Origin of the sequence: Streptomyces zaomyceticus, from assembly GCF_014656215.1 — a bacterium.
Lineage (GTDB): Bacteria > Actinomycetota > Actinomycetes > Streptomycetales > Streptomycetaceae > Streptomyces > Streptomyces zaomyceticus.
In genome coordinates this window covers 583257-606098 of record NZ_BNBZ01000001.1, presented here as the reverse complement: position 1 = coordinate 606098, position 22842 = coordinate 583257, and the positions used below count along the sequence as shown (strand labels likewise).

The following is a 22842-nucleotide window of genomic DNA, read 5'->3' as shown; positions in this document are numbered from 1 at the left end:
CCAGGCCGCGAGGCGCTCGGGCGCGTGGCGGTCCGGGTGCGCCTGCCGAGGGTCGGGGACGTCGGGCACCGGGCGTCGGCACCGTCCTACGGCGTCGTGCCGACGACGAGCGTCCCCAAGGGGGTCTGCTCGTGGTGGACGGATCTGCCCGTTCTCGTCGTGGTGATCAGGCCCGCCGCCCTCAGGGCTGCCGCGTGGGCGGAGGCCGTCGCGTTGCCGATGCCCGTGCGCCGGGCGAGGTCGGTCGTCGTACGGGGTTCCGCGAGGGCCCGGAGCACGGCGGCCCTCGTGCGGCCCAGGGCCGCCGCCAGGCCGCCGTCCTCGCTCCGCGCTCCCCGGGGCTCCGGCGCGGGCGGAAGGCCCCCACCCGCCGGGTAGGCCAGCACCACCGGGCGGTCCGGCAGGTCCTGCACCAGCGGGCCTCCCCTCCAGTGGAAGGTCGGCAGCAGGACCAGGCCCCGGCCGTCGAGGCGGACCTCACGGGCTCTCCCGGCTTCCCCGGCTTCCGGGGCTGTCCCGGCTCCCCGGGCTTCCGGGACTTCCGGGGCTTCGAGCACCGACGGGGCCGACGGGGCCGACGGCCACTCCCAGACGCCGTCCCGCAGCCGTGAGCCCGGGGCGACCGCCGCCAGCGCGGCGGCCAGGCCCTGCTCCGCCGCCGTCAGGGCGTAGCGGGTGAACTCCGCCCGGTGCAGGTCCTCGACCAGCGGCCACACCGGCGCGAGAACCGTCTCGTGGGCCGCCCGCTGGGCCCGGTCGAGCGTGCCCCAGGCCGCCGCGTCCCCGCGGTGCAGCGCCCTGACCCAGAGCGGGACGGGGCCCTGTCCCGCGTACACCCGTGCCAGCTCGGACCGTACGAACTCCGGTCGCGCCGAACGGATCAGCCCGAAGCCCTCCTCCCGCGTGCCGCCGAGGACGTCGAGGAAGCGGGGGGCCGCCCCGCCCGGCACCAGCTCCCCGAGCGGTTCGGCCGCGCCCGGCAGGGTCCGCAGCAGCCTGCCCCGCCAGCGGCCGAAGAGCAGCCCCTCGTGCGGGGCGCCCAGCATCAGCAGAGCCGCGTGCAGCTCGGGCACGGGGGAGGGGCGGGGCGCGAACCGCACCCGGCTCATGTCCTCCGCCGTGAAACGGATGTGAAGCACCGCACCGACCCCCGTTCTCCGCCAGCCTTTCGGGTAGGGCCGTAACCTTCGCTCCGGCGTCCCGTCCGCTCCCAGGATGACGCTCATGACCATGACACCCGATCACACGCCCGGCAGCCACACGCCCGCCCGCCGTACCGTCGCCGCCGGGGCCCTCGCCGGGGCCGCCGCCCTGCTGCTCGGCACCGGCACCGCCTCGGCCGCCGCCTCCCGTCCCCTCGTCCTCCGGCTGCCCGCACCCACCGGCCCGCACGCCGTCGGAGCCACCGTCCGGCATCTCGTCGACCCCTCCCGCAACGATCCGTGGGCGCCCGCCGTCGGTGTGCGGGAGCTGATGGTCACCGTGTTCCGGCCGGCCGCCTCCGGCCGGGGCCTCCCGCGCATGCCGCAGCTCACCCCCGGTGCCGCCGACGCGTTCACCTTCCTCGCACCGCTGGTCCGCCCCGGCCTGCCGGGGGCCGGGGTCGACTGGGCGGCCACCCTCACCCACGCCCGCACCGGCGCCCCGCCGCTGCCCGCCCGGCGGCCGGTGCTGGTGTACAGCCCCGGCGGCGGGGACTCCCGGGCGATGGGCAGCTCCCTCGCGATCGACCTCGCCTCGCACGGCTGGACCGTCGTCACCGTCGACCACCCCGGCGACGCCTCCGAGGTGGAGTTCCCCGTCGAGCGGCCGGGGCGCGAACGGGTCCGGACCACCGTCCTCCGTCCCGACCTCGACGCCGGGACCTTCCGCACCATGATCGACACGAGGGTTGCCGACCTCCGCTTCGTCCTGGACGCCCTCGGCCTCGACCGGGTCGGGCTCTACGGGCACTCCGCGGGCGGCACCGCCGTCGCGCAGGCGCTCCACGAGGACCCCAGGGTCGCCGCCGCCGTGAACCTGGAGGGCTACCTGGACCAGATGGACGGCGCACTCCTGCCCGTCGCCCGCGAGGGGACGGACCGGCCGCTGCTCCTCGCCGGCACCGACGGCTTCCGCGACGCGCGCCTCGACCGCTCCTGGTCGGCGCTGCTCGGCCGCGGCGGACCCGTCGCCCGACGGCAGCTCGCCGACAGCCACCACTGGGTCTTCACCGACTACGCGGCCCTGGTCCCGCAGCTGCGGGCCGCCGGTCTGACGACCGCCGCCGGGCGGGCCGGGATGGTCGGCACCGTCGACCCCCGTGCCTCGGTGCCCGCCGTGCGGAAGCTCGTACGGTCCTTCTTCGCCCGGCACCTGCCGGTGCCCGGCTCCGGGGCCGTGCCCCGGGCCGTGCGCGCGCCCGGCTCCGCGCCCCCGGCCCGGTGGGGGCGGTCGCCCCAGTAGATTGGGGGCGTGCTCTCCAGTCTCTCCCGTCCCAAGGCGCTCGCTCTCTGCGCTCTGCCCGTCGCCGCGCTCTTCGCCGTCGTCGGGCTCGCGCCGCTGCCGTACGCGATCGCGCAGCCCGGCAGCACCGCCGACGTGCTCGGCAAGGACAAGGGGCAGGAGGTCATCACGATCACCGGCGCCCCCGTCCGTGACACCGAGGGCCAGCTGCGGATGACGACGATCGTCGCCACCGGGCCGTCCACGGACGTGGACCTCGCGGACGTGGCCGACGCCTGGTTCCGCACCGACCGGGCCGTCCTTCCGCGCGACTCCGTCTACCCCTCGGGGAAGTCCGACGCCGAGGTCGAGAAGCACAACCTCGGCCAGATGAAGGAGTCGCAGGACGCGGCCACCCTCGCCGCCCTCGACCACCTCGACCTGGACCCGGAGAAGGTGAAGGTGAGCCTGCACCTCGCCGACATCGGCGGTCCCAGTGCCGGGCTGCTCTTCTCCCTCGGCATCGTCGACAAGCTCGACGGCGACGGTGACGGCGGTGACCTCACCGGCGGCGGCATCGTCGCCGGTACGGGCACGATCGAGGCGGACGGCACGGTCGGCGCCGTCGGCGGGGTCTCCCTCAAGACCCAGGCCGCCTCCCGTGACGGGGCCACCGTCTTCCTCGTGCCGAAGGCCGAGTGCTCGGACGCCCAGGCCGAGCTGCCGAAGGGGATGCGGCTCATCCCCGTCACCGCGCTCAGCGACGCGGTGGCGTCCCTCCGGGCGTTGGAGCAGGGGCAGGAGTCGAAGGTTCCGTCCTGCTGAACCGTTCCGCGCCGCCGCCGGGTATCGGCTCCGGCCGTTCGGCGTCCATGGCCCGCCAGGCCGGGAAGACCAGCGGCGACAGGGTGGCCAGGAGGTAGAGCCCTCCGATCCCGAGCAGCGTCGTCGTCAGACCGACCCGCTCGACCAGCAGGCCCGCCGCCACGCCGCCCAGCGGGGTGGTCAGCAGGACGCCCGCAGTGGTCGCCCCCATGACCCGGCTGCGCAGGGCGTCGGGGACCTGCTCGTACATGACCGTGGTCAGGATCGGGTTGAGCACGCCGACGCCGAAGCCGGCCGCCGCGAGGGTCACGAGCAGGGGTGCGGTGGTGTCGGTGAGCGCGGCCACCACGTACTGCGGGGTGCCGCCGATCAGGAAGCCCGCGGTGAAGACCGCCCGGCGCGGGAAGCGCTCCCCGATCGCCCCGTAGAGCAGGGCCCCGGCCAGAGCGCAGCCGCCGAAGACCGACACGAGCAGGCCCTGCGCGGCCGGGCCGCCCAGCTCCTCCCGTGCGTGGACCGGAAGCAGCACCGCGCTCCAGCTCTGGTTCAGCCCGTTGGTGACCATCACCATGACCGTGATGCCGAGCAGCAGCCGGGCGCGGAACACGAAGGCGTACCCCTCGCGCAGATCGGCCCGGTAGCGGGCGGGGGAGAGCCGGGGGCCGTCCCGCAGCGGCTCCGCCGAGGGCACCCCGCGCAGACCTCCGGCGACGAGCAGGGCGGAGACGGCGAAGGTGGCCGCGTCGAGGACCAGGACCGTGTCGGAGCCCATGAACGCGACCAGCAGACCGGCGATCGCCGCGCCCGTCATCCGGGCCCCGCGCGACACGGCGTCGTAGAGGCTGGCGGCCCGGGGGAGCGAGGTCCCGGCGCGCCCGGCGAGGTCGGGGAGCAGTACACCCCGGGCCATCTCCCCGGGGGCGTGGAACAGGCCGTTGACCGCCATCAGCGCGCACAGCATCCAGAACTCCAGGACGCCGGTGTGGTGCAGGAGGGGGATCGTGGCGAGCGCGAGGGCGCAGACCAGGTCGGAGGCGATGCTGACCCGGCGTCGCCCGAGGCGGTCGACGACCGGGCCGCCGGCGATCGCGGAGACGAGGACGGGCAGGGCCGCGCAGAAGGCGACGAGACCGGCCTTGCCGGGGCTTCCCGTGGTGTCGAGCGCGAACCACGGGACGCCGATGAGTGTGAGTGAGTTCCCGGTGATCGATACGGCGTTGGCGGCCAGGACGGTGGCGAGCGGAACCCGGTCCCCCTTCGCCGCCCCCTCCTTCCCGGTGGCCTTCCCCGCCGTGTCCGCGTCGTGTCCCCCCGGCGCGGTCATGCGGCCAGGGTGACCGGGCGGCGGTGTGCGGGCGTGGCCAGGCGCAGGCCCCATTCGACGAGTCGCCATCCGAGTTGGACACGGAGGGCGGGGCGGCGGACGCGCGGGGCGGTGGTGGCGGCCGCTCGGTGGAGTTCGGCGGCGTGCAGCTGGTGGAGCTGATGGTGAATGTCGGCGTGCATGACTCCGTGGTTCCTTCCGTCAGTTCTCGCGCTGCGGGAAAGCGTGCAGATGGATCCGTACGCGCTCGGCGTCCGGCGCGTCGGCCTCCTCGACGCCCCGGTACGACTCGATGAGGGCGTGCATCCTCTGGTCGAGCTCGCGGAGCTTCTCGGGGGGCAGACGCAGAGTGAAGTCGCTCATGTCGGACACGCCGATCCAGGCGTCACCCCAGTCGTGCCGGGTGCCGAGGTAGGTGCTCAGCTCCTGGGTGTGGATGGTCGCGATCTCGTGGACGTAGAGGTCGAGGGCGCCGCGGACCTCCGGGTCCGGGTTCCGGGAGAGCGTCTCGTCGACGGTGACGCCCTGCTGGCCGGCCTTCCACCACCGCTCCCGTCCCTTGCCCCGCGTCGGGTCGTCCTCGACGAAGCCGTGGGCCGCGAGCTGGCGCAGGTGGTAGCTGGTCGCCCCGCTGGACTCGCCCAGCCGCTCCGCGAGTTGGGAGGCGGTGGCGGGGCCGTGGGTGCGCAGGGCGCGCAGCAGCTGGATGCGGAGGGGGTGGGCGAGCCCGCGCAGGGTGCGCGGGTCCAGGGAGCGGGTCGGGAATCCTTCGGGCTCGGGCATGGTCCGAGCGTAGAGTTACAAAGGACCAGTTGCAAGCAGTTCTTTGCAAGTGGTCCTTTGCATTCGTCCTCCGGTGTCCGGGGCCCTACTCCTGGGCCGCCTGCTCCACCAGCGGGATGATCCGCAGGGGGACCGGGTTCTCCATGACGATCGCCGTCGACGCCCGCACGATGCCCTCGAAGGCCACCACCTTGTCGATCACCCGCTGGAGGTCCGCGTTCGAACGGGCGACGAGACGGCAGAGCATGTCTCCGTGGCCCGTCGTCGTGTGGAGCTCCAGGACCTCCGGCACCGTCGCCAGGTGCTCCCGTACGTCCGCGCCCTGCCCCTGCTTGATCTCCAGGGTCGCGAACGCCGTCACCGGGTAGCCCAGTGCCGCCGGGTCCACCTCGGGCCCGAAGCCCCTGATCACCCCGCTCGCCTGGAGCCGGTCGAGCCGGGCCTGCACCGTGCCGCGTGCCACCCCGAGCCGGCGGGAGGCCTCCAGAACCCCGATGCGCGGCTCGCGGGCGAGGAGCCCGATCAGCCGGCCGTCCAAATGATCGATCGCCACAGCGGTCTCCCCGTGGTCAGGATGTACAAGTCGCACGACGATACTCGCCCGTCACTGTGCAACATGACCAGCAGATCAACGAACTCTTGCGCACCTTGCAGAACGGCGGGACATTGCTGCCATGACTGAGACCATCGATCACACCCCCTCCACCGCGCGTAAGGCCGATCCCTTCCCGGTCAAGGGAATGGACGCGGTCGTCTTCGCCGTCGGCAACGCCAAGCAGGCCGCGCACTACTACTCCACGGCCTTCGGCATGAAGCTCGTCGCCTACTCCGGACCGGAGAACGGCAGCCGCGAGACCGCCAGCTACGTCCTCACCAACGGCGCCGCCCGTTTCGTGTTCACCTCCGTCATCAAGGTCTCCACCGACCGGGGGCGGTTCCTCGCCGAGCACGTCGCCGAGCACGGTGACGGCGTCGTCGACCTGGCGATCGAGGTGCCGGACGCGCGTGCCGCGTACGCGTACGCCGTCGAGCACGGCGCCACCGGACTCACCGAGCCGCACGAGGTGAAGGACGAGAACGGCACCGTCGTCCTCGCCGCCATCGCCACGTACGGCAAGACCCGCCACACCCTCGTCGAGCGCTCCGGATACGACGGCCCCTACCTGCCGGGCTTCGTCTCCGCCAAGCCGATCGTCGAGCCCCCGGCCAAGCGCACCTTCCAGGCCATCGACCACTGCGTCGGCAACGTCGAGCTCGGCCGGATGAACGACTGGGTCGGCTTCTACAACAAGGTCATGGGCTTCACGAACATGAAGGAGTTCGTGGGCGACGACATCGCCACCGAGTACTCCGCCCTCATGTCGAAGGTCGTCGCGGACGGCACCCTCAAGGTGAAGTTCCCGATCAACGAGCCGGCGATCGCGAAGAAGAAGTCGCAGATCGACGAGTACCTCGAGTTCTACGGCGGCGCCGGTGTCCAGCACATCGCCCTCGCCACCAACGACATCGTCGCCACCGTGCGCGCGATGCGGGCCGCCGGTGTCTCCTTCCTCGACACCCCCGACTCGTACTACGACACCCTCGGCGAGTGGGCCGGCGAGACCCGGGTGCCCGTCGAGACCCTGCGCGAGCTGAAGATCCTCGTCGACCGCGACGAGGACGGCTACCTGCTGCAGATCTTCACCAAGCCGGTCCAGGACCGCCCGACCGTCTTCTTCGAGATGATCGAGCGTCACGGCTCCATGGGCTTCGGCAAGGGCAACTTCAAGGCCCTGTTCGAGGCCATCGAGCGCGAGCAGGAGAAGCGCGGCAACCTCTGACGCGCACCGCACGGTGAGGGGCCCGGGGCCACGCCCCCGGGCCCCTCACCGTGCGCCACAGACCGCGTCGACCCGGGCGCCCGCGGCGGACGCCGGGCGGCCCCGGTCACCCGGCGGCGTCCCGGCGGGACACGGGGCCTGTCCGGGACGCCGCACCTCCCCGCCGTCGCCGCCGGCGACGGGCCCTACTCCGTCACGGGGCTCCCGGACCCGGCGGGTTTCGCCTCCGGAGCCTCCGGAGCCCCCAAAGCCGCAGCCTCCTCCGGGTTCGCCGAGTCCCCCGGGTTCGCCGCGTCCGACGCCTGCGACGGGTCCGTCGAGCCCGCCGCCGCGACCTGCTTCCGCGGTGACTGCCGCTGCTGCGGAGTCCCCGGGGCTTGCGGTGCTGCGGGCTCCGGGCGGAGCTCCGGCGGAAGTTCGTCCGAGGGCTCGCCCAGCACCGCCAGCGACTCCTTCGCCCGCGGCGCGAGCAGCGGCGAGAACCACGGGTTGATCCGCAGCGCCTCCGCCAGATGACGGCGGGCCGGGCCCGCGGCGGTGAGCGCACGCTCGATCTCGCCCCGGTGGTACGTGAACAGGGCGCTCCGGGGCCCTTCCTCCGTGGCCCGCTTCGCGTAATCCAGCGCCTCCTTGCTCGCGCCCGACCGGTGCAGCGCCCACCCCAGCGCGTCCGCGACCCGCACCGAGCGGTGCCCGCGCGCCCACTCCGCCCGCATCCGGGTGACCGCCGCCGCCGGGTTGCCGTGGTCCGCGTCGAGCAGCGCGAGGGACACCGCCCCCCGCGCCCACGGGCCCGTCCGCAGCCGCTCGTACAGGGCCTCCGCGTCCGCGTCCCGGCCCAGCGACTCGTAGAGCTCACCGGCCTCCAGGACGTACTCGGGCAGCGGCAGCCGGGCCAGCGCCGCCCGCCAGTCCCGCACCGCCTCGTCGATCCGGCCGAGCGCCGCGAGCGCCCGCGCACGGCCCGCGAGCGAGGGCCCGTGATCCCGTACGAGGCCCAGCGCCGCCCCGTACCGCACCAGCGCCTCGTCCGGCTCGCCCCGGTCCCACGCCAGGTCCCCGAGCCGCGCGAGCGAGGCCGCCTTCTCCGCGCCCGTCTCCGCGAGCGCCACCGCGTCCAGGGCCGCCGCGTCGGCGTCCTCGCGCCACCCGCGGTCCCGGTAGCTCTGCGACGCCCTGCTCCGCACCACCGCGCCCTTGCGGAGCCCCTCCAGGCTCCGCATCGCCTGCTGGGCCGCCTTGTACTCCCCGAGACCGTTGTACGCGTCCATCAGGACCGGGTACACGGGCCAGCGCCGAGGATCGGCCTTCCGGACCTTCTCGGCCCACTCCTTCGCGGACTTCCAGTCGCCGCGCGCCCCCGCGAGCGCCCCCAGCCCCAGCTGCGCGTCGAGGTTGCCCTCCGCGGCGGGCTTCTCGGCGAGGGAGCGCCGCAGCGCCTCCTCGGCCCGCGGATAGTCCCGTACGTCGCCCAGGCGCGTCCCGCGCTCCGTGTAAGCCGCCCCGAGCTCCGCCCAGGACGCCTCGTCGTCCGGGTGGTCCCGGAGCCACTCCTCCCGGTCGGTGATCAGCGCCGCCAGGTCGAGCAGCGCGGCCTGCGCGCCCGCGTGGGCCGCGATCGTCGCCCGTTCCGCCGGACCGGGCGGGGACGGCCGCCCCTGGCCGAGGAGCTCGGGGACGTAAAGGAGTGCCGTCGCCGCGAGCACCGCGCCCACTCCGGCCGCCAGGACCGTCCTCGACACGTTCTGCGTCTTCATGGCGCTCACTGTGCGCCCGCCCGCACCTGTACGAAGAGCACACGAAGCGCCTGCCCCGGCGGGTTCACACCGATGGCCCCGGGTGCCAGGCTGGAGGCATGGACGATCTTCTGACGCGGCTGCGCGCCGGGCTCCCCGCCGAGGCGCTGCTCACCGACCCGGACGTGACCGCCTCCTACGCGCGTGACATGGCGAGCTTCTGCGAGGCCGGCGCCCCCGCGGTCGTCGTGCTCCCGCGCACCGTCGAACAGGTGCAGCACGTCATGCGCACCGCGACCGAGCTCCGTGTCCCCGTCGTCCCCCAGGGCGCCCGTACGGGCCTCTCCGGCGGTGCCAACGCCTCCGAGGGCTGCATCGTGCTCTCCCTGGTCAAGATGGACCGCGTCCTGGAGATCAGCCCGGTCGACCGGATCGCCGTCGTCGAACCGGGCGTGATCAACGCCGTGCTCTCACGGGCCGTCGCCGAACACGGCCTGTACTACCCGCCGGACCCGTCCAGCTGGGAGATGTGCACCATCGGCGGGAACATCGGCACGGCCTCCGGAGGCCTGTGCTGTGTGAAGTACGGCGTGACCGCCGAGTACGTCCTGGGCCTCGACGTCGTCCTCGCCGACGGCCGCCTCCTCACCACCGGCCGCCGCACCGCCAAGGGTGTCGCCGGATATGACCTGACCAGGCTCTTCGTCGGTTCGGAGGGAAGTCTGGGCATCGTCGTCAAGGCCGTGCTCGCCCTCAAGCCGCAGCCTCCGGCGCAGCTCGCGCTCGCCGCCGAGTTCCCCTCCGCGGCAGCCGCCTGCGCGGCCGTCTGCGCGATCATGGAGCGCGGCCATACTCCGTCGCTGCTCGAACTGATGGACCGCACCACCGTTCAGGCCGTCAACAAGCTGGCGCGCATGGGTCTGCCCAACACCACCGAGGCGCTGCTCCTGTGTGCCTTCGACACCCCGGATCCGGCGGCCGATCTGGCCGCCGTGGGCGAGCTGTGCGTGGCGGCGGGTGCCACCGAGGTCGTCCCGGCCGCGGACACCGCCGAGTCCGAACTGCTGCTCCAGGCGCGCAGGCTCTCCCTCACGGCCCTGGAGACCATCAAGTCCGCGACGATGATCGACGACGTGTGCGTCCCGCGGACACGGCTCGCCGAGATGCTCGACGGCACCGCGGCCGTCGCGGAGAAGTACGGGCTGACCATCGGCGTCTGCGCGCACGCCGGCGACGGCAACACCCATCCCGTCGTCTGCTTCGACCACACCGACGAGGACGAGTCGCGGCGCGCGCGGGAGTCCTTCGACGAGATCATGGCGCTCGGGCTCGCGCTCGGCGGCACGATCACCGGCGAGCACGGCGTGGGCGTCCTCAAGAAGGAGTGGCTGGCACGGGAGCTGGGGCCGGTCGGTCTGGAACTCCAGCGCGGGATCAAGGCCACGTTCGACCCGCTGGGCCTCCTCAACCCCGGCAAGCTGTTCTGACGGCGGGGCCGCACCGGGCCCGGGGGGTACGGGGATCACAGCTCGCCGTCCTGCGACTCGTCCGACGGCCACGGGTCGCGCAGCCACAGCTCGTCGGCGATCACGGTGGCCGCCAGGAGTTCGGCGAGTCCGTCGTCCATGCCGAGCCGCTCGGACTCGGTGCCCGGCGGCACGGCGCGCAGGGTGCGCTCCAGCCAGGCGGACACCTGCGCGGACGGGGCTTCGAGGAGGGCGTCGCCGTCGGGGGAGGAGAGCGCCATCAGGACGACGCCGCGGCCGTCGACCTTGGTGGGCCAGATCCGCACGTCACCGTGGCCGCACGCCCGGAACACGCCCTCGACCAGGAGTTCGCGTGCGAACGTCCAGTTGACCGGGTGGTCCGTGCCGATGTGGAAGGTGACATGGACGGCGTACGGGTCGTCGCTGCGGTAGGCGAGCCGGGCGGGGACGGGGACGGACCGCTCGGGCGAGAGCACCAGCTTCAGCTCCAGCTCGCGCTCGACGGTGGTGTTGTCGGTGTTCTGCATGGTCGTACTCCCTCTCGCGGACCGGCCCCGGGCGGGCCTTCACAGGGAGAGAGCGGGGTGGCCGCGTCTCATTACGCGACTTCGGGAAGTTTTTTCGGGAAGTTCTCTCCGGGCCCCACCACGGGCGTATGCACCGCCCCGAACATCACCGGGAGTGATCGATTCCGGTATGTGTCTCCCCGAAGGCCTGCTTTCTCGCGGGCTCTTTGTTCCCTCGGGGACGTTCTTCGTTACTGTCCTCCTTGGGCGCGGCACGCCCGGCACGCGGCCGCGCGGATCAAGGGCGTTGTGACTGAACGGAGTCGGGGCAGTGGCTACTCCTCCTGGAGGCGGCGAAGAGGTACCGCAGGCGGGGTACTACCCGGACCCGTCCATTCCCGGGTACATCCGGTACTGGAACGGGGGCGCCTGGGTTCCCGGTACGAGCCGGCCCGCCCCCGGGGACGGCGAGGTCCCTCCCCACCCGCCCGCCTCGGCGATCCCGGCCGGCCCGATCCTGGCCTCCGGCCCGGCGCCCGCGCCGGTATCCGTCCAGGCCGTACGCCCCGAGCCCGTACGCGCCGAGCCCGTACGCCCGGAACCCGTACGCCATGAACCCGTACGCCCCGAGCCCGTACAGGCCGGGTCCGTACAGCCCGAGCCCTGGCAGCAGCAGCAGCAGCCGCAGCAGCCCCAGCGGTCGCAGCCCGCTCCGCGGCCCGAGCCCGTGGGGCCCGCCGCCTCCGTGCCCCCTCAGGCCCAGGCGTCCGCCCAGCTCCCCGCCCAGGTCCACGCGCAGGCCCCCGTCCCCGTACCCGCGGTGGAGGAGACCGGGCCCGTCTTCTTCGACGAGGAGCCGGTCGCCACGGAGCCCGCCTCCGCCTGGCAGGCGGACACCTCCCGCCAGACCGGCTTCGGCGGCGACCGCGACCAGAAGGTCTCCTGGGGCGCGCCCCGGACCCCCGACCCCCGCACCCCGGCGGACTGGCCGGTCGCCGGCGCGAGCGAGCCCGCCGAGGCGCCGTCCGCCTCCCCGGCGCCGACGGCGGACCCCCGCGCGACCGGGACGGCCGGACGGCTCGGCGGGATGCCCGTCACACGGATCCCCACGCCCGCTCCGGCGCCGCAGCAGCCCCAGCCGGACCCCCGGCCCCGGCCGACTCCGCAGCCGGCCCCCGAGGCCCCGGCTGCGGCTGCGGCACCCGCGCCCGCCCCCGTGCGGCGGACGCCCGCCCCGGCCCCCGCACCCGCGGCACCCGCCTGGGCGCAGCAGCAGCCCCAGGCGCAACAGCCGCAGGCACAGGCACAGGCACCGCAGTCCCCGGACCAGCCGCAGCCGCCCGTCGTCCCCTGGAAGCCGCCCGTCGACGACCTGTTCGTCCAGGCTGCCCGTGCGCAGGCCTCCGCCCGCCCCGCCGGGCTCGGCAGGCGCCTGTTCGCCCGGATCATCGACACCGTCGTCCTCGGGGCGCTCGTCGGCGCCGCCTCCTTCCCCTTCGTGACCGCCGCGCTCGACCACATCGACGGCAAGATCGAGGCGGCCAAGCAGTCCGGCGTCACCGTCCAGGTCTGGCTGCTGGACGGCACGACCGCGGTCCAGTTCGGCATCGCGCTGGCCGCGCTGTTCGTCATCGGCGTCCTGTACGAGGCCCTGCCCACCGCGAAGTGGGGCCGCACGCTCGGCAAGAAGCTCTGCGGGATCGAGGTGCGGGACATCGAGGCGCACCAGCCGCCGAGGTTCGGCGCCTCCCTGCGCCGCTGGCTCGTCTACAGCGTCCTGGGGCTCCTGGTCCTCGGCGTCCTCAACGTCCTGTGGTGCCTCTTCGACCGGCCCTGGCGCCAGTGCTGGCACGACAAGGCCGCCCGTACCTTCGTGGCGCGCTGAGTCCGCGCCGGGCGCCGCGGCACCCGGCGGCGGCACCGGCCGGGTCCCCCGGCGGGTGAGCGTCCCCCCGATGGCCGGGGGTCCCCCGAACGGGCGGTGATTCCTTGCGGGGGTGCCGCGCCCGGGATGCACTGCCCCCATGAGCACCGATCAGCCGCCGTCCGGCCAGCCGCCCGAGGAGGACCCCTTCCTCAAGAGGCCGCAGGAGCCTCCGCCGCCCTCCGCCGGCCAGCCGCCGCCCGCGGGGCCGCCCCCGTCCGAGCCCCCGCCGGGCGGTCCGCCACCGGGAGGCCCCCCGCCGGGAGGTCCGCCTCCCGGGGGTCCGCCTCCGGGCAACCCGTACGGCCCTACGGGCGGTTCGCCGTACGGCCCCTCGGGCGGCTCCCCGTACGGCAACGACATGCCGCCGCCCCCGCCTCCGTACGGCGGCTACGGTGCCGGGTACGGCGGGACCGATCCGCTCTCGGGGATGCCGCCGCTCGCCGAGTCCGGCAAGCGCATCATCGCCCGGATCATCGACTGGCTGATCATCGCGATCCCCCTGGCGATCATCGGCATCCCGTTCAAGATCTACTCGCGGGCGACCGAGGACGGGAACGACTTCGGCGACACGGTCAACAGCCTCAACGGCGGCAGCCAGCTGGTCTTCCAGCTGATCACGATCGTCGCGTTCGTCGCCTACGACACGGTGATGGTGGCCAAGAACGGCCAGACCCTCGGCAAGAAGTGGATGAAGCTGCGGGTCGCGATGCTCAACGACGGCTCGACGCCCCCGATGAGCCAGTCGCTGCTGCGCGCCGTCGTCCTGTGGCTGCCCGCGCTGATCTGCTGCGCCTGTCTGTGGCCGCTGCTCCTGCTGATCCTGATCCTGGTCGACAAGCCCTACAAGCAGGGTCTGCACGACAAGGCGGCGAAGACGGTGGTGGTGTCCGTCCCGCAGTGAACGGACCTCTTCACGAACCGATCCGGGTATCGGCTCCCGCGCCCACGCGCTGGGTCGGCACCCGGATCTCTTCGTCGGCCGGGGGAGCCTGGTCCGTCGCCGGGGAAGTCTGAACCGTCTCCCGGACCTTGACGGCGGGCGTCCGCACCGGCATCGTCACCGCAACGAGCAGTCCGAGCAGCAGGCCGGCGAGGCTGATCACCGTGATGCCGAGGGTCGTCGTCGCACCCGAGAGCAACAGCAGGGCGACGGTCGCGAGGACGACGGTGGCACCACCGTAGGCGAGTTGCGCGGTATTCGGACGCTGCATGACAAATACCGCCCTCTCAGGACAACGGTCGGCTCTGTGCCCGGTTCTATGACAGTGGATGCCCGGGCGGACCAAACGTAAGCGTGACCTAACCCACGGTGCCGGGTGCACGGGGGGCGCACGGAGTCACTCGGACGGGCAAGTGCCGCCGTCAATGCGCCTGTTGGGGTCCCAGGGACGCTCGGGGCGGGACGGAAAAGTGTCCGAATATCGGAATCTCGCTCCCGCATAGTGCACTTGGTATGTGCAAGTCAAGATCTGTCTTTTCTTGTCTCCCTCCGGTCGAATGTCGTCACTTGTGACGCGCGACCCGCCGGACGGACACCCCACCTTCGGTCCGAGAGCGCGGGCGCCGGGGAGGACATATCAAGTGACCAACAGACGACGGGCGATCAGAGCGTCCGCAGTCGTCGTGGCGCTCGCGGCCACCGCCGCCACCGCCTCGACCTTCACCACCGCCTGGGCCGACAATCACGGCAGCGTGACGCCGGCCGACGTCCGTCACGACCCGGCGCCCGGCGCCGGTGTCGACAAGGCGGCGGTCGACCACGACCTCGAGGGCCCGTACAGCAAGCAGCAGGAGCAGCAGCGCAAGGCTGCCCTGGAGCAGGTGCTGAGCGGCGAGTCCAAGGTGGAGCGCCGCGGTGGCTCCCAGGTCGTCAAGCTCGACAGCAAGAAGTACGTCGAGCTGGGCCGCGAGAAGACCGACAAGATCTTCACGATCCTCGTCGAGTTCGGCGACAAGGTGGACAACACCACCCTCGTCGACCGCGCCGACGACGACACGACCGAGCCGAAGCCGAAGTTCGGCGGCACGCCCGGTCCCCTGCACAACCAGATAGCCAAGCCCGACCGCGCGACGGACAACTCCACGGCGTGGCAGGCGGACTACAACCAGAAGCACTTCCAGGACCTGTACTTCGGCACCGGCAAGGACGCCAAGGGACAGCCCAAGGAGTCGCTGAAGACCTACTACGAGAAGACCTCGTCCGGCCGTTACTCGGTCGCCGGTGGCGTCTCCGACTGGGTCAAGGTCGAGTACAACGAGGCCCGTTACGGCTCGAACTACTGCGGCAACAGCAACTGCGCCAACGTCTGGGACGCGGTCCGCGACGGCGTCACCGCCTTCGTCGCCGACCAGAAGGCCAAGGGCCGGACGGACGCGCAGATCAAGGCCGACATGGCCCAGTACGACCAGTGGGACCGCTACGACTTCGACGGCGACGGCAACTTCAACGAGGCCGACGGCTACATCGACCACTTCCAGATCGTCCACGCGGGCGAGGACGAGTCGGCGGGCGGCGGCGTCCAGGGCAGCGACGCCCTGTGGGCCCACCGCTGGTACGCGTACGGCACCAACGCGGGCAAGACCGGCCCCTCGAACAACAAGGCCGGCGGCACGCAGATCGGTGACACCGGCATCTGGGTCGGCGACTACACGATGCAGCCGGAGAACGGCGGCCTCGGCGTCTTCGCGCACGAGTACGGCCACGACCTCGGTCTGCCGGACCTGTACGACACCTCCGGCAAGGCCGGCGCCGAGAACTCGACCGGCTTCTGGTCGCTCATGTCCTCCGGCTCGTGGCTCGGCCGCGGCAAGGACTCCATCGGCGACCTCCCCGGCGACATGAACGCCTGGGACAAGCTGCAGCTCGGCTGGCTGAACTACACCAAGGTCGCCAACGAGGCCCGGAAGTGGAACTCCACCCACAAGCTGGGTGTGGCCGAGTACAACACGAAGAACCCGCAGGCGCTCGTCGTCGAGCTGCCGAAGAAGGCCGTCACCACCGATGTCGTCGCGCCCGCCGAGGGTGCCACGCAGTGGTGGAGCAACATGGGTGACGACCTCAAGAACACCCTGACCCGCTCCGTCGACCTGACGGGCAAGACGTCCGCCTCCCTGAACCTCAAGGGCTGGTACGACATCGAGCTCGACTACGACTACCTCTACACCGAGGTGTCGACCGACGGCGGCGCCAACTGGACGGCCCTGGACGGCACCGCCGACGGCAAGCCGCTCCCGCGCGACGCCAGCGGCGCCCCGGCGCTGACCGACGTCTCCGGCGCCCACAAGGAGCTCGTCTACGGCCTCGACGCCTACGCGGGCAAGAAGTTCGACCTCCGCTTCCGCTACCAGACGGACGGCGGCGCGGGCGGCAAGGGCTTCACGGCCGACGCCATCACCCTGACCGCCGACGGTGCCACCGTCTTCTCGGACAACGCCGAGAACGGTGACAACGGCTGGGCCGCCAAGGGCTTCTCGCGGGTCGGCAAGGGCTTCACGAAGGAGTACGACCAGTACTACATCGCGGAGAACCGCCAGTACGTCTCGTACGACGCGACCCTCAAGGTCGGCCCGTACAACTTCGGTTTCGCGGGTGACAGGTCGGGCTGGGTCGAGCACTACCCGTACCAGAACGGTCTGCTCATCTGGAAGTGGGACCTCTCCCAGAAGGACAACAACACCGCGGTCCACCCGGGCCAGGGTCTGATCCTTCCGGTCGACGCCCACCCGTCCCCGCTGAAGTGGAAGGACGGCACCCTGATGCGCAACCGCGTCCAGGCGTACGACTCCACCTTCGGCACCTACCGGACCGACGGCCTCCAGCTCCACAAGGCCGATGTCGCGACCTTCGTACCGTCCCTGAAGGGCAACCCGGTCTTCGACGACCGCAAGGGCACCTACTGGTACAAGGAGACCGAGCGCGCCGGTGTTCAGGTAACTGACACCAACACCAAGATCCAGGTCGTCAAGGAGCCGAAGAGCGGCGAGACGATCACGGTCCGCGTGGGTCCGTCCACGAAGTAATCGGTAAAACAGCAGGTCAAGCCATGATCGGCCGTCGCCCTCTAGCGGGCGGCGGCCGATCGTGTTTAGGTGCGTCTGGCAGTACAGACCGATGTTCTTATTGACAGTCGATCCACGGGGGAGTGGTTCCGCATGCCCAACGGAGGGTTCTGCAAGTTGCCGGGAGGCAGTGTCGTCGTCGCGATAGGGCTGCCCAGCCCGGCCCGCGACGGCGCCAGCGTCCGCTTCCTGGTCCACGCCGCGAACCGTGCCCGCGCCCTGACCAGGCTGCGGAATCTGGGACTGCGGGCGGTCTATCTCCGCGGCAACAGCGAGCCGCCCACGCCGGACGAGATCACGGCCGTCCTGCACCACCCGGACGGGCTGCTGTGGAGATCCACCCCGGGCGCGGCCCAGGAGCTCTGGCACCCCGTACGGTCCCTCCCCAGGGAACCGGCGGCCTGACCCCGAAGGGGCCCGACCCGGGCAGGATCCCGGGCGGCGCTCCGGGACGAGACCCCGGCCCGGGGCTCCGGGCCGGCGGGCTCAGGCCACCACGGGCTTGCCGGTCAGCTCCACGCCCGCCGTCCGCAGCTCCTCCAGGGCCCGGTCCGTCGTCGCCTTCGCGACGCCGGCCGTCAGATCGAGCAGCACATGGGTGCGGAAGCCCTCGCGGGCCGCGTCCAGGGCGGTCGCCCGGACGCAGTGGTCGGTGGCGATGCCGACCACGTCGACCTCGGTGACCTCCCGCTCGCGGAGCCACTCCGCGAGCGTCCGCCCGTTCTCGTCGTGCCCCTCGAAGCCGCTGTACGCCGCGTCGTACGCGCCCTTGTCGAAGACGGCGTCGATCGCCCCGCTGGCGACGGCGGGCGCGAAGTTCGGGTGGAAGCCCACCCCCTCCGTACCGGCCACGCAGTGCACCGGCCAGGAGGAGACGTAGTCCGGCTCCTCGCCGGCCGGGGCGAAGTGCGCGCCCGGGTCGACGTGGTGGTCACGGGTGGCGACCACGTGCCGGTAGGAGGTGCCCGCCGTCTGGCCGACCAGGTCGGTGATGGCGGCGGCGACGTCCGCGCCGCCGGTCACCGCGAGGCTGCCGCCCTCGCAGAAGTCGTTCTGAACGTCCACAACGATCAATGCGCGGTGCATGGCGGGTGTCCTTAGCGCGTCGGGGAGGGGTGGGTTCGAGCCTAGAGACTTCCCCCTCCCACCGGGAGGGGGCGGGTCCGGGTCCTGGCCGGAGACCCCTACATGTACTCCGTCGGGAGCACCGGCTCGCCGCGGGAGAGCTGGATCGCCGACATCGGCAGCCCGGCGCGGGCCGCGATGTGCCGGGACCTGGCGGCCTCCAGGGGCTCCCGGGCCACCACGTCGCCGCCCTTGACCAGCTCGACCAGGAGCTGGTGGTCGGCGAGCTCCGGCGGAACCGGCCCGGTGCCCACGACCTCGGCCTCGGCGTCCCCGTAGGCGTCGGGGCGGCGGGCCGCCCACTTGCGCCCGCCGACCGAGGCCTTGCCGCCCAGGGACTTCTTGGCGACCGGGGTGAGGGGCGCCTTGGGGTCGGCCGAGGCGGCCCGCGCGACCAGCTTGTAGACCATGGAGCAGGTCGGGTGGCCGCTGCCGGTGACCAGCTGGGTGCCCACCCCGTACGCGTCGACCGGCGCCGCCGCCAGCGAGGCGATGGCGTACTCGTCGAGGTCCGAGGTGACGACGATCTTCGTGTCCCGCGCGCCCAGCTCGTCGAGCTGCGCCCGGACCCGGTGGGCGACGAGCAGCAGGTCGCCCGAGTCGATGCGGACGGCTCCGAGCTCGGGCCCGGCCACCTCCACGGCGGTGCGGACGGCCTCGGCCACGTCGTAGGTGTCGACGAGCAGGGTCGTCCCGCGTCCGAGGCTGTCGACCTGGGCGCGGAAGGCGTCCCGCTCGCTGTCGTGGAGGAGGGTGAAGGCGTGGGCGGAGGTGCCGACGGTCGGGATGCCGTAGCGGAAGCCGGCCGCGAGGTCCGAGGTGGAGTCGAAGCCGCCGACGTAGGCGGCGCGGGAGGCGGCGACGGCCGCCAGTTCGTGGGTGCGCCGGGCGCCCATCTCGATGAGGCGGCGTCCGGCGGCCGCGGCCGACATGCGGGAGGCGGCGGCGGCGATGGCCGAGTCGTGGTTGAGGATGGAGAGGATCACCGTCTCCAGGAGCACGCACTCGGCGAAGGAGCCCTCGACGCGCAGGAGGGGGGAGCCGGGGAAGTACACCTCGCCCTCGGGGTAGCCCCAGATGTCGCCGGAGAAGCGGTAGCGGCCCAGCCATTCGAGGGTCGGCTCGTCGACGATGCCGTGCTCGCGGAGGAAGCCGAGGACGGCGGGGTCGAAGCGGAAGTTCTCGACGGCGTCCAGGACCCGCCCGACGCCCGCGAGGACGCCGTAGCGCCGGCCCTCGGGCAGCCTTCGGGTGAAGACCTCGAAGACGGAGCGCCGGTCGGCGGTGCCGGCCCGGAGGGCGGCCTGGAGCATGGTCAGCTCGTACTGATCGGTGAAGAGCGCGGTCGACGGCACGTCCACCGGCAGCCCAAGGTCCGCAGCGTTCATGTCAGCGATGCTAGCGCAGAAATCGTCAGAGTGACGATTTCTAGGCCGTCTGTGTGCGGGAGGCCCTACCCGTTTGTGCGACGGGCCCCTTGGGGTGGCAGCATGGGGTGAGTGAGCGTCGCGCCTATTGAGATCGAACGTACGGAATCGGCCGAGGAGGTCTCCGCGGTCGTCGAACCGGACGTGCCCTGGGTGACCCTCGTGCACAACGACCCGGTCAACCTGATGAGCTACGTGACGTACGTCTTCCAGTCGTACTTCGGCTATTCCAAGGACAAGGCGCACAAGCTGATGCTCGACGTGCACAACAAGGGGCGCGCGGTGGTCTCCAGCGGCACCCGCGAGGAGATGGAACGCGACGTGCAGGCGATGCACGGCTACGGACTGTGGGCGACCCTCTCCCAGGACCGCTTCTGATGGCCGGGCGCTTCGACACCCTGCCCGGCGGTGGCGCCGCCGTCGCCCTCGACGACGTCGAGATCTCCATCCTCCGTTCCCTCGCCGTCCAGCTCATGGAGCTGATCGGACCGGGCGACGAGCCCGCCGAGGACGCGGACCCGCTGGCGGCGCTCTTCGCCGAGGGCCCGAGCAAGCCGCCCTCCGACCCCGCGCTCAAGCGCCTCTTCCCCGACGCGTACGGGGACGACAGCGAGGAGCTGCGCGCGGCCGCCTCCGACTTCCGCCGCTACACCGAGAACGACCTGCGGGCCCGCAAGCGCGAGGACGCCCTCGTCGTGGTGCGCGCCCTCGACGCGCTCTCCGCCGAGGCGGCGGGCGAGGGCGGCGCGGTCCTGAAGCTGACCGCGGACGAGTCCCGGGCCTGGCTCGGCGCGCTCAACGACCTCCGGCTGACCATCGGCACCCGGCTGGAGGTCACGGACGAGGAGGGCGAGCAGCTGTACCGGCTGCCGGACTCCGACCCGCGCAAGCCGATGGTGATGGCATACCTCTGGCTGGGGGCGCTCCAGGAGTCCCTCATCGAAGCCCTGATGTCCTGACCCCTCTCCCCGGAACACCTCCCCGTCACGGGGTGTTCGCTCAGCGGACGCTCAAATCCGGATAACGAATGCGTTATCAGAGCGTCCGCTTCGCCGTCTTGTGCACCTTTTTCCCGGCGTTTTCTGTGGCCTGCGCCACACGGAACTCCCTCGATCGAGCCCCGCAGCGTGATAAATCTTCACGACCGCTCGGGGACGCCACCCCTGTTCCCGAGGGCGCTTTGGCCGGCTGACCGCCGGTAGCACTCCATCCACATCCGGGGGGATCAGGAACTGATCCGCGGCAGACGCACTCGCAGTCGCGCGGATCGGTATGGAGAAAGGCGCACCACCATGACCTCTGTGCAGGTCGACAAGCAGCACGACGGCACCGACGGGGCCGTGGACGGCGGCGAGGGCTACCAGCGTGGCCTCGGCGCCCGGCAGATCCAGATGATCGCGATCGGCGGCGCCATCGGCACCGGCCTCTTCCTCGGCGCGGGCAAGGCCATCGCCAAGGCGGGCCCCAGCCTGATCCTCGCGTACGCCATCGCGGGCCTGGTCATCTTCTTCATCATGCGCGCCCTCGGCGAGCTCCTCATGTACCGGCCCGTGTCCGGCTCCTTCGCGGAGTACGCACGCGAGTTCGTCGGCCCGTTCTGGGGCTTCGTGACCGGCTGGACGTACTGGCTCTTCTGGGTCGTCACCGGCATCACCGAGGTCACCGCCGCGGCCACCTATATGACGTACTGGTGGGACATCCCGCAGTGGATCTCCGCGCTGGTCTTCACGGTCATCCTCTACGGCGCGAACCTGATCTCCGTGAAGCTCTTCGGTGAGCTGGAGTTCTGGTTCTCCATGGTCAAGGTCACCGCGATCATCGGCATGATCCTGATCTGCGCCGGCATCCTCACCATCGGCTTCTCCGACGCCGGCGACACCGCCTCCGTGACCCACCTGTGGGACCAGGGCGGCTTCTTCCCCACCGGCATCGGCAACACGCTGATGACCCTGCAGATCGTCATGTTCGCCTTCCTCGCCGTCGAGCTGGTCGGCGTCACCGCCGGCGAGTCCAAGGACCCGAAGACGGTCCTGCCCAAGGCCATCAACACCGTGCCGTGGCGCATCGCCGTCTTCTACGTCGGCGCGCTGATCATGATCCTGTCGGTCGTCCCGTGGACCGAGTTCCAGCCGGGCGTCTCCCCGTTCGTCGCCGCCTTCCAGAAGATGGGCCTCGGCGTCGGCGCCGCCATCGTCAACTTCGTGGTGCTGACCGCGGCCCTGTCCTCCTGCAACTCGGGCATGTACTCCACCGGCCGCATGCTGCGCGACCTCGCGCTCAACGGCCAGGGCCCGAAGGTCTTCACCAAGCTCACCAAGAACGGCACCCCGCTGCTCGGCCTGACCTTCTCGGCCTCGCTGATGCTCGTCGGCGTCTGGATCAACTACGTCGCCCCCGGCAAGGCCTTCGAGTACGTCGTCTCCTTCGCCACCATCTCCGGCATGTGGGCCTGGATCATGATCCTGGTCTGCCAGATCCGCTACCGGGCCAAGGCGAACCGCGGCGAGCTCCCCGAGTCCACCTTCAAGGCCCCGGGAGCCCCGTACACCAGCTGGTTCGCGCTCCTCTTCATCGGCATGGTCATCGTGATGATGGGCATCGACGAGGGCGCCCGCGTCTCCCTGTACGCCGCCCCGGTCTGGGGTCTCGTCCTCGGCGTCTCCTACCTGGTCCTGAAGGCCCGCAACCCCGAGGGCGCCGCCTTCGCCAAGCGGTCCTGACCGGTCCCCCCAGAGCGGTCGCGCGGTCGTCCCCCCAACGGCCCCGAACGATCGTCTCGGCATGCGGGCCGTCCCGTACCACTCCTCGGTACGGGGCGGCCCGTCCGCTTATCCTGTCGGCATGCTGACCATCACCCGGGCCCTGTACGACCAGATCGTGGAACACTCCCGCGCGGACCACCCCGACGAGGCCTGCGGCGTGGTCGCGGGCCCGGTCGGCACCGGGCGCCCCGAGCGGTTCATCCCGATGCTGAACGCCGCCCGTTCGCCCACCTTCTACGAGTTCGACTCCGCGGACCTGCTCAAGCTCTACCGAGAGATGGACGACCGGGACGAGGAGCCCGTCATCGTCTACCACTCGCACACCGCGACCGAGGCCTACCCGTCCCGCACGGACATCTCGTACGCGAACGAGCCCCAGGCCCACTACGTCCTCGTCTCCACCGCCGACAGCGACGGCGCGGGCCCCTTCCAGTTCCGCTCCTTCGGCATCGTCGAGGGCGTCGTCACCGAAGAGGACGTCAAGGTCGTCGAGGCGTACGACGCCTGAGAGACTGACCGGGACCAACGGGCGGCAGGACCCAGGAAGCCGGTGTGAATCCGGCACGGTCCCGCCACTGTGACCGGCGCCCTCGGGCGCCGGGAGCCAGGAACTGACCTGCCGCCTCCCACCACCGAT

22 protein-coding genes and 1 riboswitch are annotated in these 22842 nt (G+C 72.0%); of the genes, 12 read left to right on the top strand and 10 right to left on the bottom strand.

Annotated elements, in window-relative coordinates; genetic code table 11:
• Positions 1 to 86: 86 nt before the first annotated feature.
• Positions 87 to 1139, bottom strand: a complete 1053-nt coding sequence (locus IE311_RS02670) for a helix-turn-helix domain-containing protein (protein WP_189829843.1) — start codon at positions 1137 to 1139, stop codon at positions 87 to 89.
• Positions 1140 to 1230: 91 nt separating this feature from the next.
• Here IE311_RS02670 and IE311_RS02665 point away from each other — a divergent pair, with 91 nt between their 5' ends.
• Positions 1231 to 2445 (top strand): alpha/beta fold hydrolase, encoded by a 1215-nt coding sequence (locus IE311_RS02665; RefSeq protein WP_189829938.1) that lies wholly within the window; start codon positions 1231 to 1233, stop codon positions 2443 to 2445.
• 9 nt (positions 2446 to 2454) lie between these two features.
• On the top strand, positions 2455 to 3249 hold the full coding sequence (locus IE311_RS02660; protein WP_189829842.1) for a S16 family serine protease: 795 nt from the start codon (positions 2455 to 2457) through the stop codon (positions 3247 to 3249).
• Here IE311_RS02660 and IE311_RS02655 read toward each other — a convergent pair.
• The 4 genes from IE311_RS02655 to IE311_RS02640 all read right to left on the bottom strand — a co-directional run bounded on the left by IE311_RS02655 (position 3182) and on the right by IE311_RS02640 (position 5909).
• Complete coding sequence (locus tag IE311_RS02655; protein ID WP_189829841.1) at positions 3182 to 4573, bottom strand: MFS transporter; 1392 nt, start codon at positions 4571 to 4573, stop codon at positions 3182 to 3184. The two genes, IE311_RS02660 and IE311_RS02655, sit on opposite strands and share 68 nt — an antisense overlap.
• A complete protein-coding gene (locus IE311_RS02650; protein WP_189829840.1) occupies positions 4570 to 4755 on the bottom strand; it encodes a hypothetical protein in 186 nt (61 codons plus the stop codon). Before IE311_RS02650 ends, IE311_RS02655 begins: the two co-directional genes overlap by 4 nt.
• A gap of 19 nt (positions 4756 to 4774) precedes the next feature.
• Positions 4775 to 5356 (bottom strand): ArsR/SmtB family transcription factor, encoded by a 582-nt coding sequence (locus tag IE311_RS02645; protein ID WP_189829839.1) that lies wholly within the window; start codon positions 5354 to 5356, stop codon positions 4775 to 4777.
• Between the two features lie 85 nt (positions 5357 to 5441).
• The gene (locus IE311_RS02640; protein ID WP_189829838.1) at positions 5442 to 5909 is read right to left on the bottom strand and encodes an Lrp/AsnC family transcriptional regulator; all 468 of its coding nucleotides are present in this window, start codon (positions 5907 to 5909) and stop codon (positions 5442 to 5444) included.
• A gap of 121 nt (positions 5910 to 6030) precedes the next feature.
• On the opposite strand from IE311_RS02640, the gene hppD reads away from it, so the two are divergent.
• Positions 6031 to 7176, top strand: a complete 1146-nt coding sequence (hppD, locus tag IE311_RS02635) for a 4-hydroxyphenylpyruvate dioxygenase (protein WP_189829837.1) — start codon at positions 6031 to 6033, stop codon at positions 7174 to 7176.
• Positions 7177 to 7361: 185 nt separating this feature from the next.
• Here the strand turns inward: hppD and IE311_RS02630 are convergent, their stop codons facing one another.
• Entirely contained in the window at positions 7362 to 8933 is a 1572-nt protein-coding gene (locus tag IE311_RS02630) for a tetratricopeptide repeat protein (RefSeq protein ID WP_229901667.1), read from the bottom strand.
• Positions 8934 to 9031: 98 nt separating this feature from the next.
• Between IE311_RS02630 and IE311_RS02625 the strand changes: the two genes are divergently transcribed.
• The gene (locus IE311_RS02625; protein ID WP_189829836.1) at positions 9032 to 10399 is read left to right on the top strand and encodes an FAD-binding oxidoreductase; all 1368 of its coding nucleotides are present in this window, start codon (positions 9032 to 9034) and stop codon (positions 10397 to 10399) included.
• Positions 10400 to 10434: 35 nt separating this feature from the next.
• On the opposite strand, the gene IE311_RS02620 is transcribed toward IE311_RS02625, so the two are convergent.
• Entirely contained in the window at positions 10435 to 10926 is a 492-nt protein-coding gene (locus IE311_RS02620) for an SsgA family sporulation/cell division regulator (RefSeq protein ID WP_189829835.1), read from the bottom strand.
• A 310-nt stretch (positions 10927 to 11236) separates the two neighbouring features.
• Between IE311_RS02620 and IE311_RS02615 the strand changes: the two genes are divergently transcribed.
• Entirely contained in the window at positions 11237 to 12790 is a 1554-nt protein-coding gene (locus IE311_RS02615; RefSeq protein ID WP_189829834.1) for an RDD family protein, read from the top strand.
• 139 nt (positions 12791 to 12929) lie between these two features.
• A complete protein-coding gene (locus IE311_RS02610) occupies positions 12930 to 13733 on the top strand; it encodes an RDD family protein (protein ID WP_189829833.1) in 804 nt (267 codons plus the stop codon).
• A gap of 10 nt (positions 13734 to 13743) precedes the next feature.
• Here the strand turns inward: IE311_RS02610 and IE311_RS02605 are convergent, their stop codons facing one another.
• Complete coding sequence (locus tag IE311_RS02605; RefSeq protein ID WP_189829832.1) at positions 13744 to 14043, bottom strand: hypothetical protein; 300 nt, start codon at positions 14041 to 14043, stop codon at positions 13744 to 13746.
• Positions 14044 to 14413: 370 nt separating this feature from the next.
• Between IE311_RS02605 and IE311_RS02600 the strand changes: the two genes are divergently transcribed.
• Positions 14414 to 16852 carry an immune inhibitor A domain-containing protein gene (locus IE311_RS02600; protein ID WP_189829831.1) on the top strand — a complete coding sequence of 813 codons (2439 nt, stop codon included), beginning with the start codon at positions 14414 to 14416 and terminating at the stop codon, positions 16850 to 16852.
• A gap of 132 nt (positions 16853 to 16984) precedes the next feature.
• The gene (locus IE311_RS02595; protein WP_189829830.1) at positions 16985 to 17296 is read left to right on the top strand and encodes a hypothetical protein; all 312 of its coding nucleotides are present in this window, start codon (positions 16985 to 16987) and stop codon (positions 17294 to 17296) included.
• 81 nt (positions 17297 to 17377) lie between these two features.
• On the opposite strand, the gene IE311_RS02590 is transcribed toward IE311_RS02595, so the two are convergent.
• Positions 17378 to 17977, bottom strand: a complete 600-nt coding sequence (locus tag IE311_RS02590) for a nicotinamidase (RefSeq protein WP_189829829.1) — start codon at positions 17975 to 17977, stop codon at positions 17378 to 17380.
• Positions 17978 to 18075: 98 nt separating this feature from the next.
• Positions 18076 to 19404: a nicotinate phosphoribosyltransferase gene (locus IE311_RS02585; protein WP_189829828.1), complete on the bottom strand. Its 1329-nt coding sequence runs from the start codon at positions 19402 to 19404 to the stop codon at positions 18076 to 18078.
• 111 nt (positions 19405 to 19515) lie between these two features.
• Here IE311_RS02585 and clpS point away from each other — a divergent pair, with 111 nt between their 5' ends.
• The 4 genes from clpS to IE311_RS02565 all read left to right on the top strand — a co-directional run bounded on the left by clpS (position 19516) and on the right by IE311_RS02565 (position 22713).
• Entirely contained in the window at positions 19516 to 19821 is a 306-nt protein-coding gene (gene clpS, locus IE311_RS02580; protein ID WP_015033876.1) for an ATP-dependent Clp protease adapter ClpS, read from the top strand.
• Positions 19821 to 20402, top strand: a complete 582-nt coding sequence (locus IE311_RS02575; protein WP_189829827.1) for a DUF2017 domain-containing protein — start codon at positions 19821 to 19823, stop codon at positions 20400 to 20402. Before clpS ends, IE311_RS02575 begins: the two co-directional genes overlap by 1 nt.
• 333 nt (positions 20403 to 20735) lie before the next feature.
• Positions 20736 to 22163, top strand: coding sequence for an amino acid permease (locus IE311_RS02570; protein ID WP_189829826.1), 1428 nt, complete (start codon positions 20736 to 20738; stop codon positions 22161 to 22163).
• A 121-nt stretch (positions 22164 to 22284) separates the two neighbouring features.
• Complete coding sequence (locus tag IE311_RS02565) at positions 22285 to 22713, top strand: M67 family metallopeptidase (RefSeq protein ID WP_189829825.1); 429 nt, start codon at positions 22285 to 22287, stop codon at positions 22711 to 22713.
• A 32-nt stretch (positions 22714 to 22745) separates the two neighbouring features.
• Positions 22746 to 22819: riboswitch (cobalamin riboswitch) on the top strand.
• The last annotated feature ends 23 nt before the right edge of the window (positions 22820 to 22842 follow it).

Bases quoted from the DNA above. Each gene is read 5' to 3' on its own strand.
- IE311_RS02665 (WP_189829938.1), top strand. From the start codon at position 1,231: ATGACACCCGATCACACGCCCGGCAGCCACACGCCCGCCCGCCGTACC.
- IE311_RS02655 (WP_189829841.1), bottom strand. From the start codon at position 4,573: ATGACCGCGCCGGGGGGACACGACGCGGACACGGCGGGGAAGGCCACC.
- IE311_RS02650 (WP_189829840.1), bottom strand. From the start codon at position 4,755: ATGCACGCCGACATTCACCATCAGCTCCACCAGCTGCACGCCGCCGAA.
- IE311_RS02645 (WP_189829839.1), bottom strand. From the start codon at position 5,356: ATGCCCGAGCCCGAAGGATTCCCGACCCGCTCCCTGGACCCGCGCACC.
- hppD (WP_189829837.1), top strand. From the start codon at position 6,031: ATGACTGAGACCATCGATCACACCCCCTCCACCGCGCGTAAGGCCGAT.
- IE311_RS02630 (WP_229901667.1), bottom strand. From the start codon at position 8,933: ATGAAGACGCAGAACGTGTCGAGGACGGTCCTGGCGGCCGGAGTGGGC.
- IE311_RS02625 (WP_189829836.1), top strand. From the start codon at position 9,032: ATGGACGATCTTCTGACGCGGCTGCGCGCCGGGCTCCCCGCCGAGGCG.
- IE311_RS02620 (WP_189829835.1), bottom strand. From the start codon at position 10,926: ATGCAGAACACCGACAACACCACCGTCGAGCGCGAGCTGGAGCTGAAG.
- IE311_RS02610 (WP_189829833.1), top strand. From the start codon at position 12,930: ATGAGCACCGATCAGCCGCCGTCCGGCCAGCCGCCCGAGGAGGACCCC.
- IE311_RS02605 (WP_189829832.1), bottom strand. From the start codon at position 14,043: ATGCAGCGTCCGAATACCGCGCAACTCGCCTACGGTGGTGCCACCGTC.
- IE311_RS02595 (WP_189829830.1), top strand. From the start codon at position 16,985: ATGCCCAACGGAGGGTTCTGCAAGTTGCCGGGAGGCAGTGTCGTCGTC.
- IE311_RS02590 (WP_189829829.1), bottom strand. From the start codon at position 17,977: ATGCACCGCGCATTGATCGTTGTGGACGTTCAGAACGACTTCTGCGAG.
- IE311_RS02585 (WP_189829828.1), bottom strand. From the start codon at position 19,404: ATGAACGCTGCGGACCTTGGGCTGCCGGTGGACGTGCCGTCGACCGCG.
- IE311_RS02575 (WP_189829827.1), top strand. From the start codon at position 19,821: ATGGCCGGGCGCTTCGACACCCTGCCCGGCGGTGGCGCCGCCGTCGCC.
- IE311_RS02570 (WP_189829826.1), top strand. From the start codon at position 20,736: ATGACCTCTGTGCAGGTCGACAAGCAGCACGACGGCACCGACGGGGCC.
- IE311_RS02565 (WP_189829825.1), top strand. From the start codon at position 22,285: ATGCTGACCATCACCCGGGCCCTGTACGACCAGATCGTGGAACACTCC.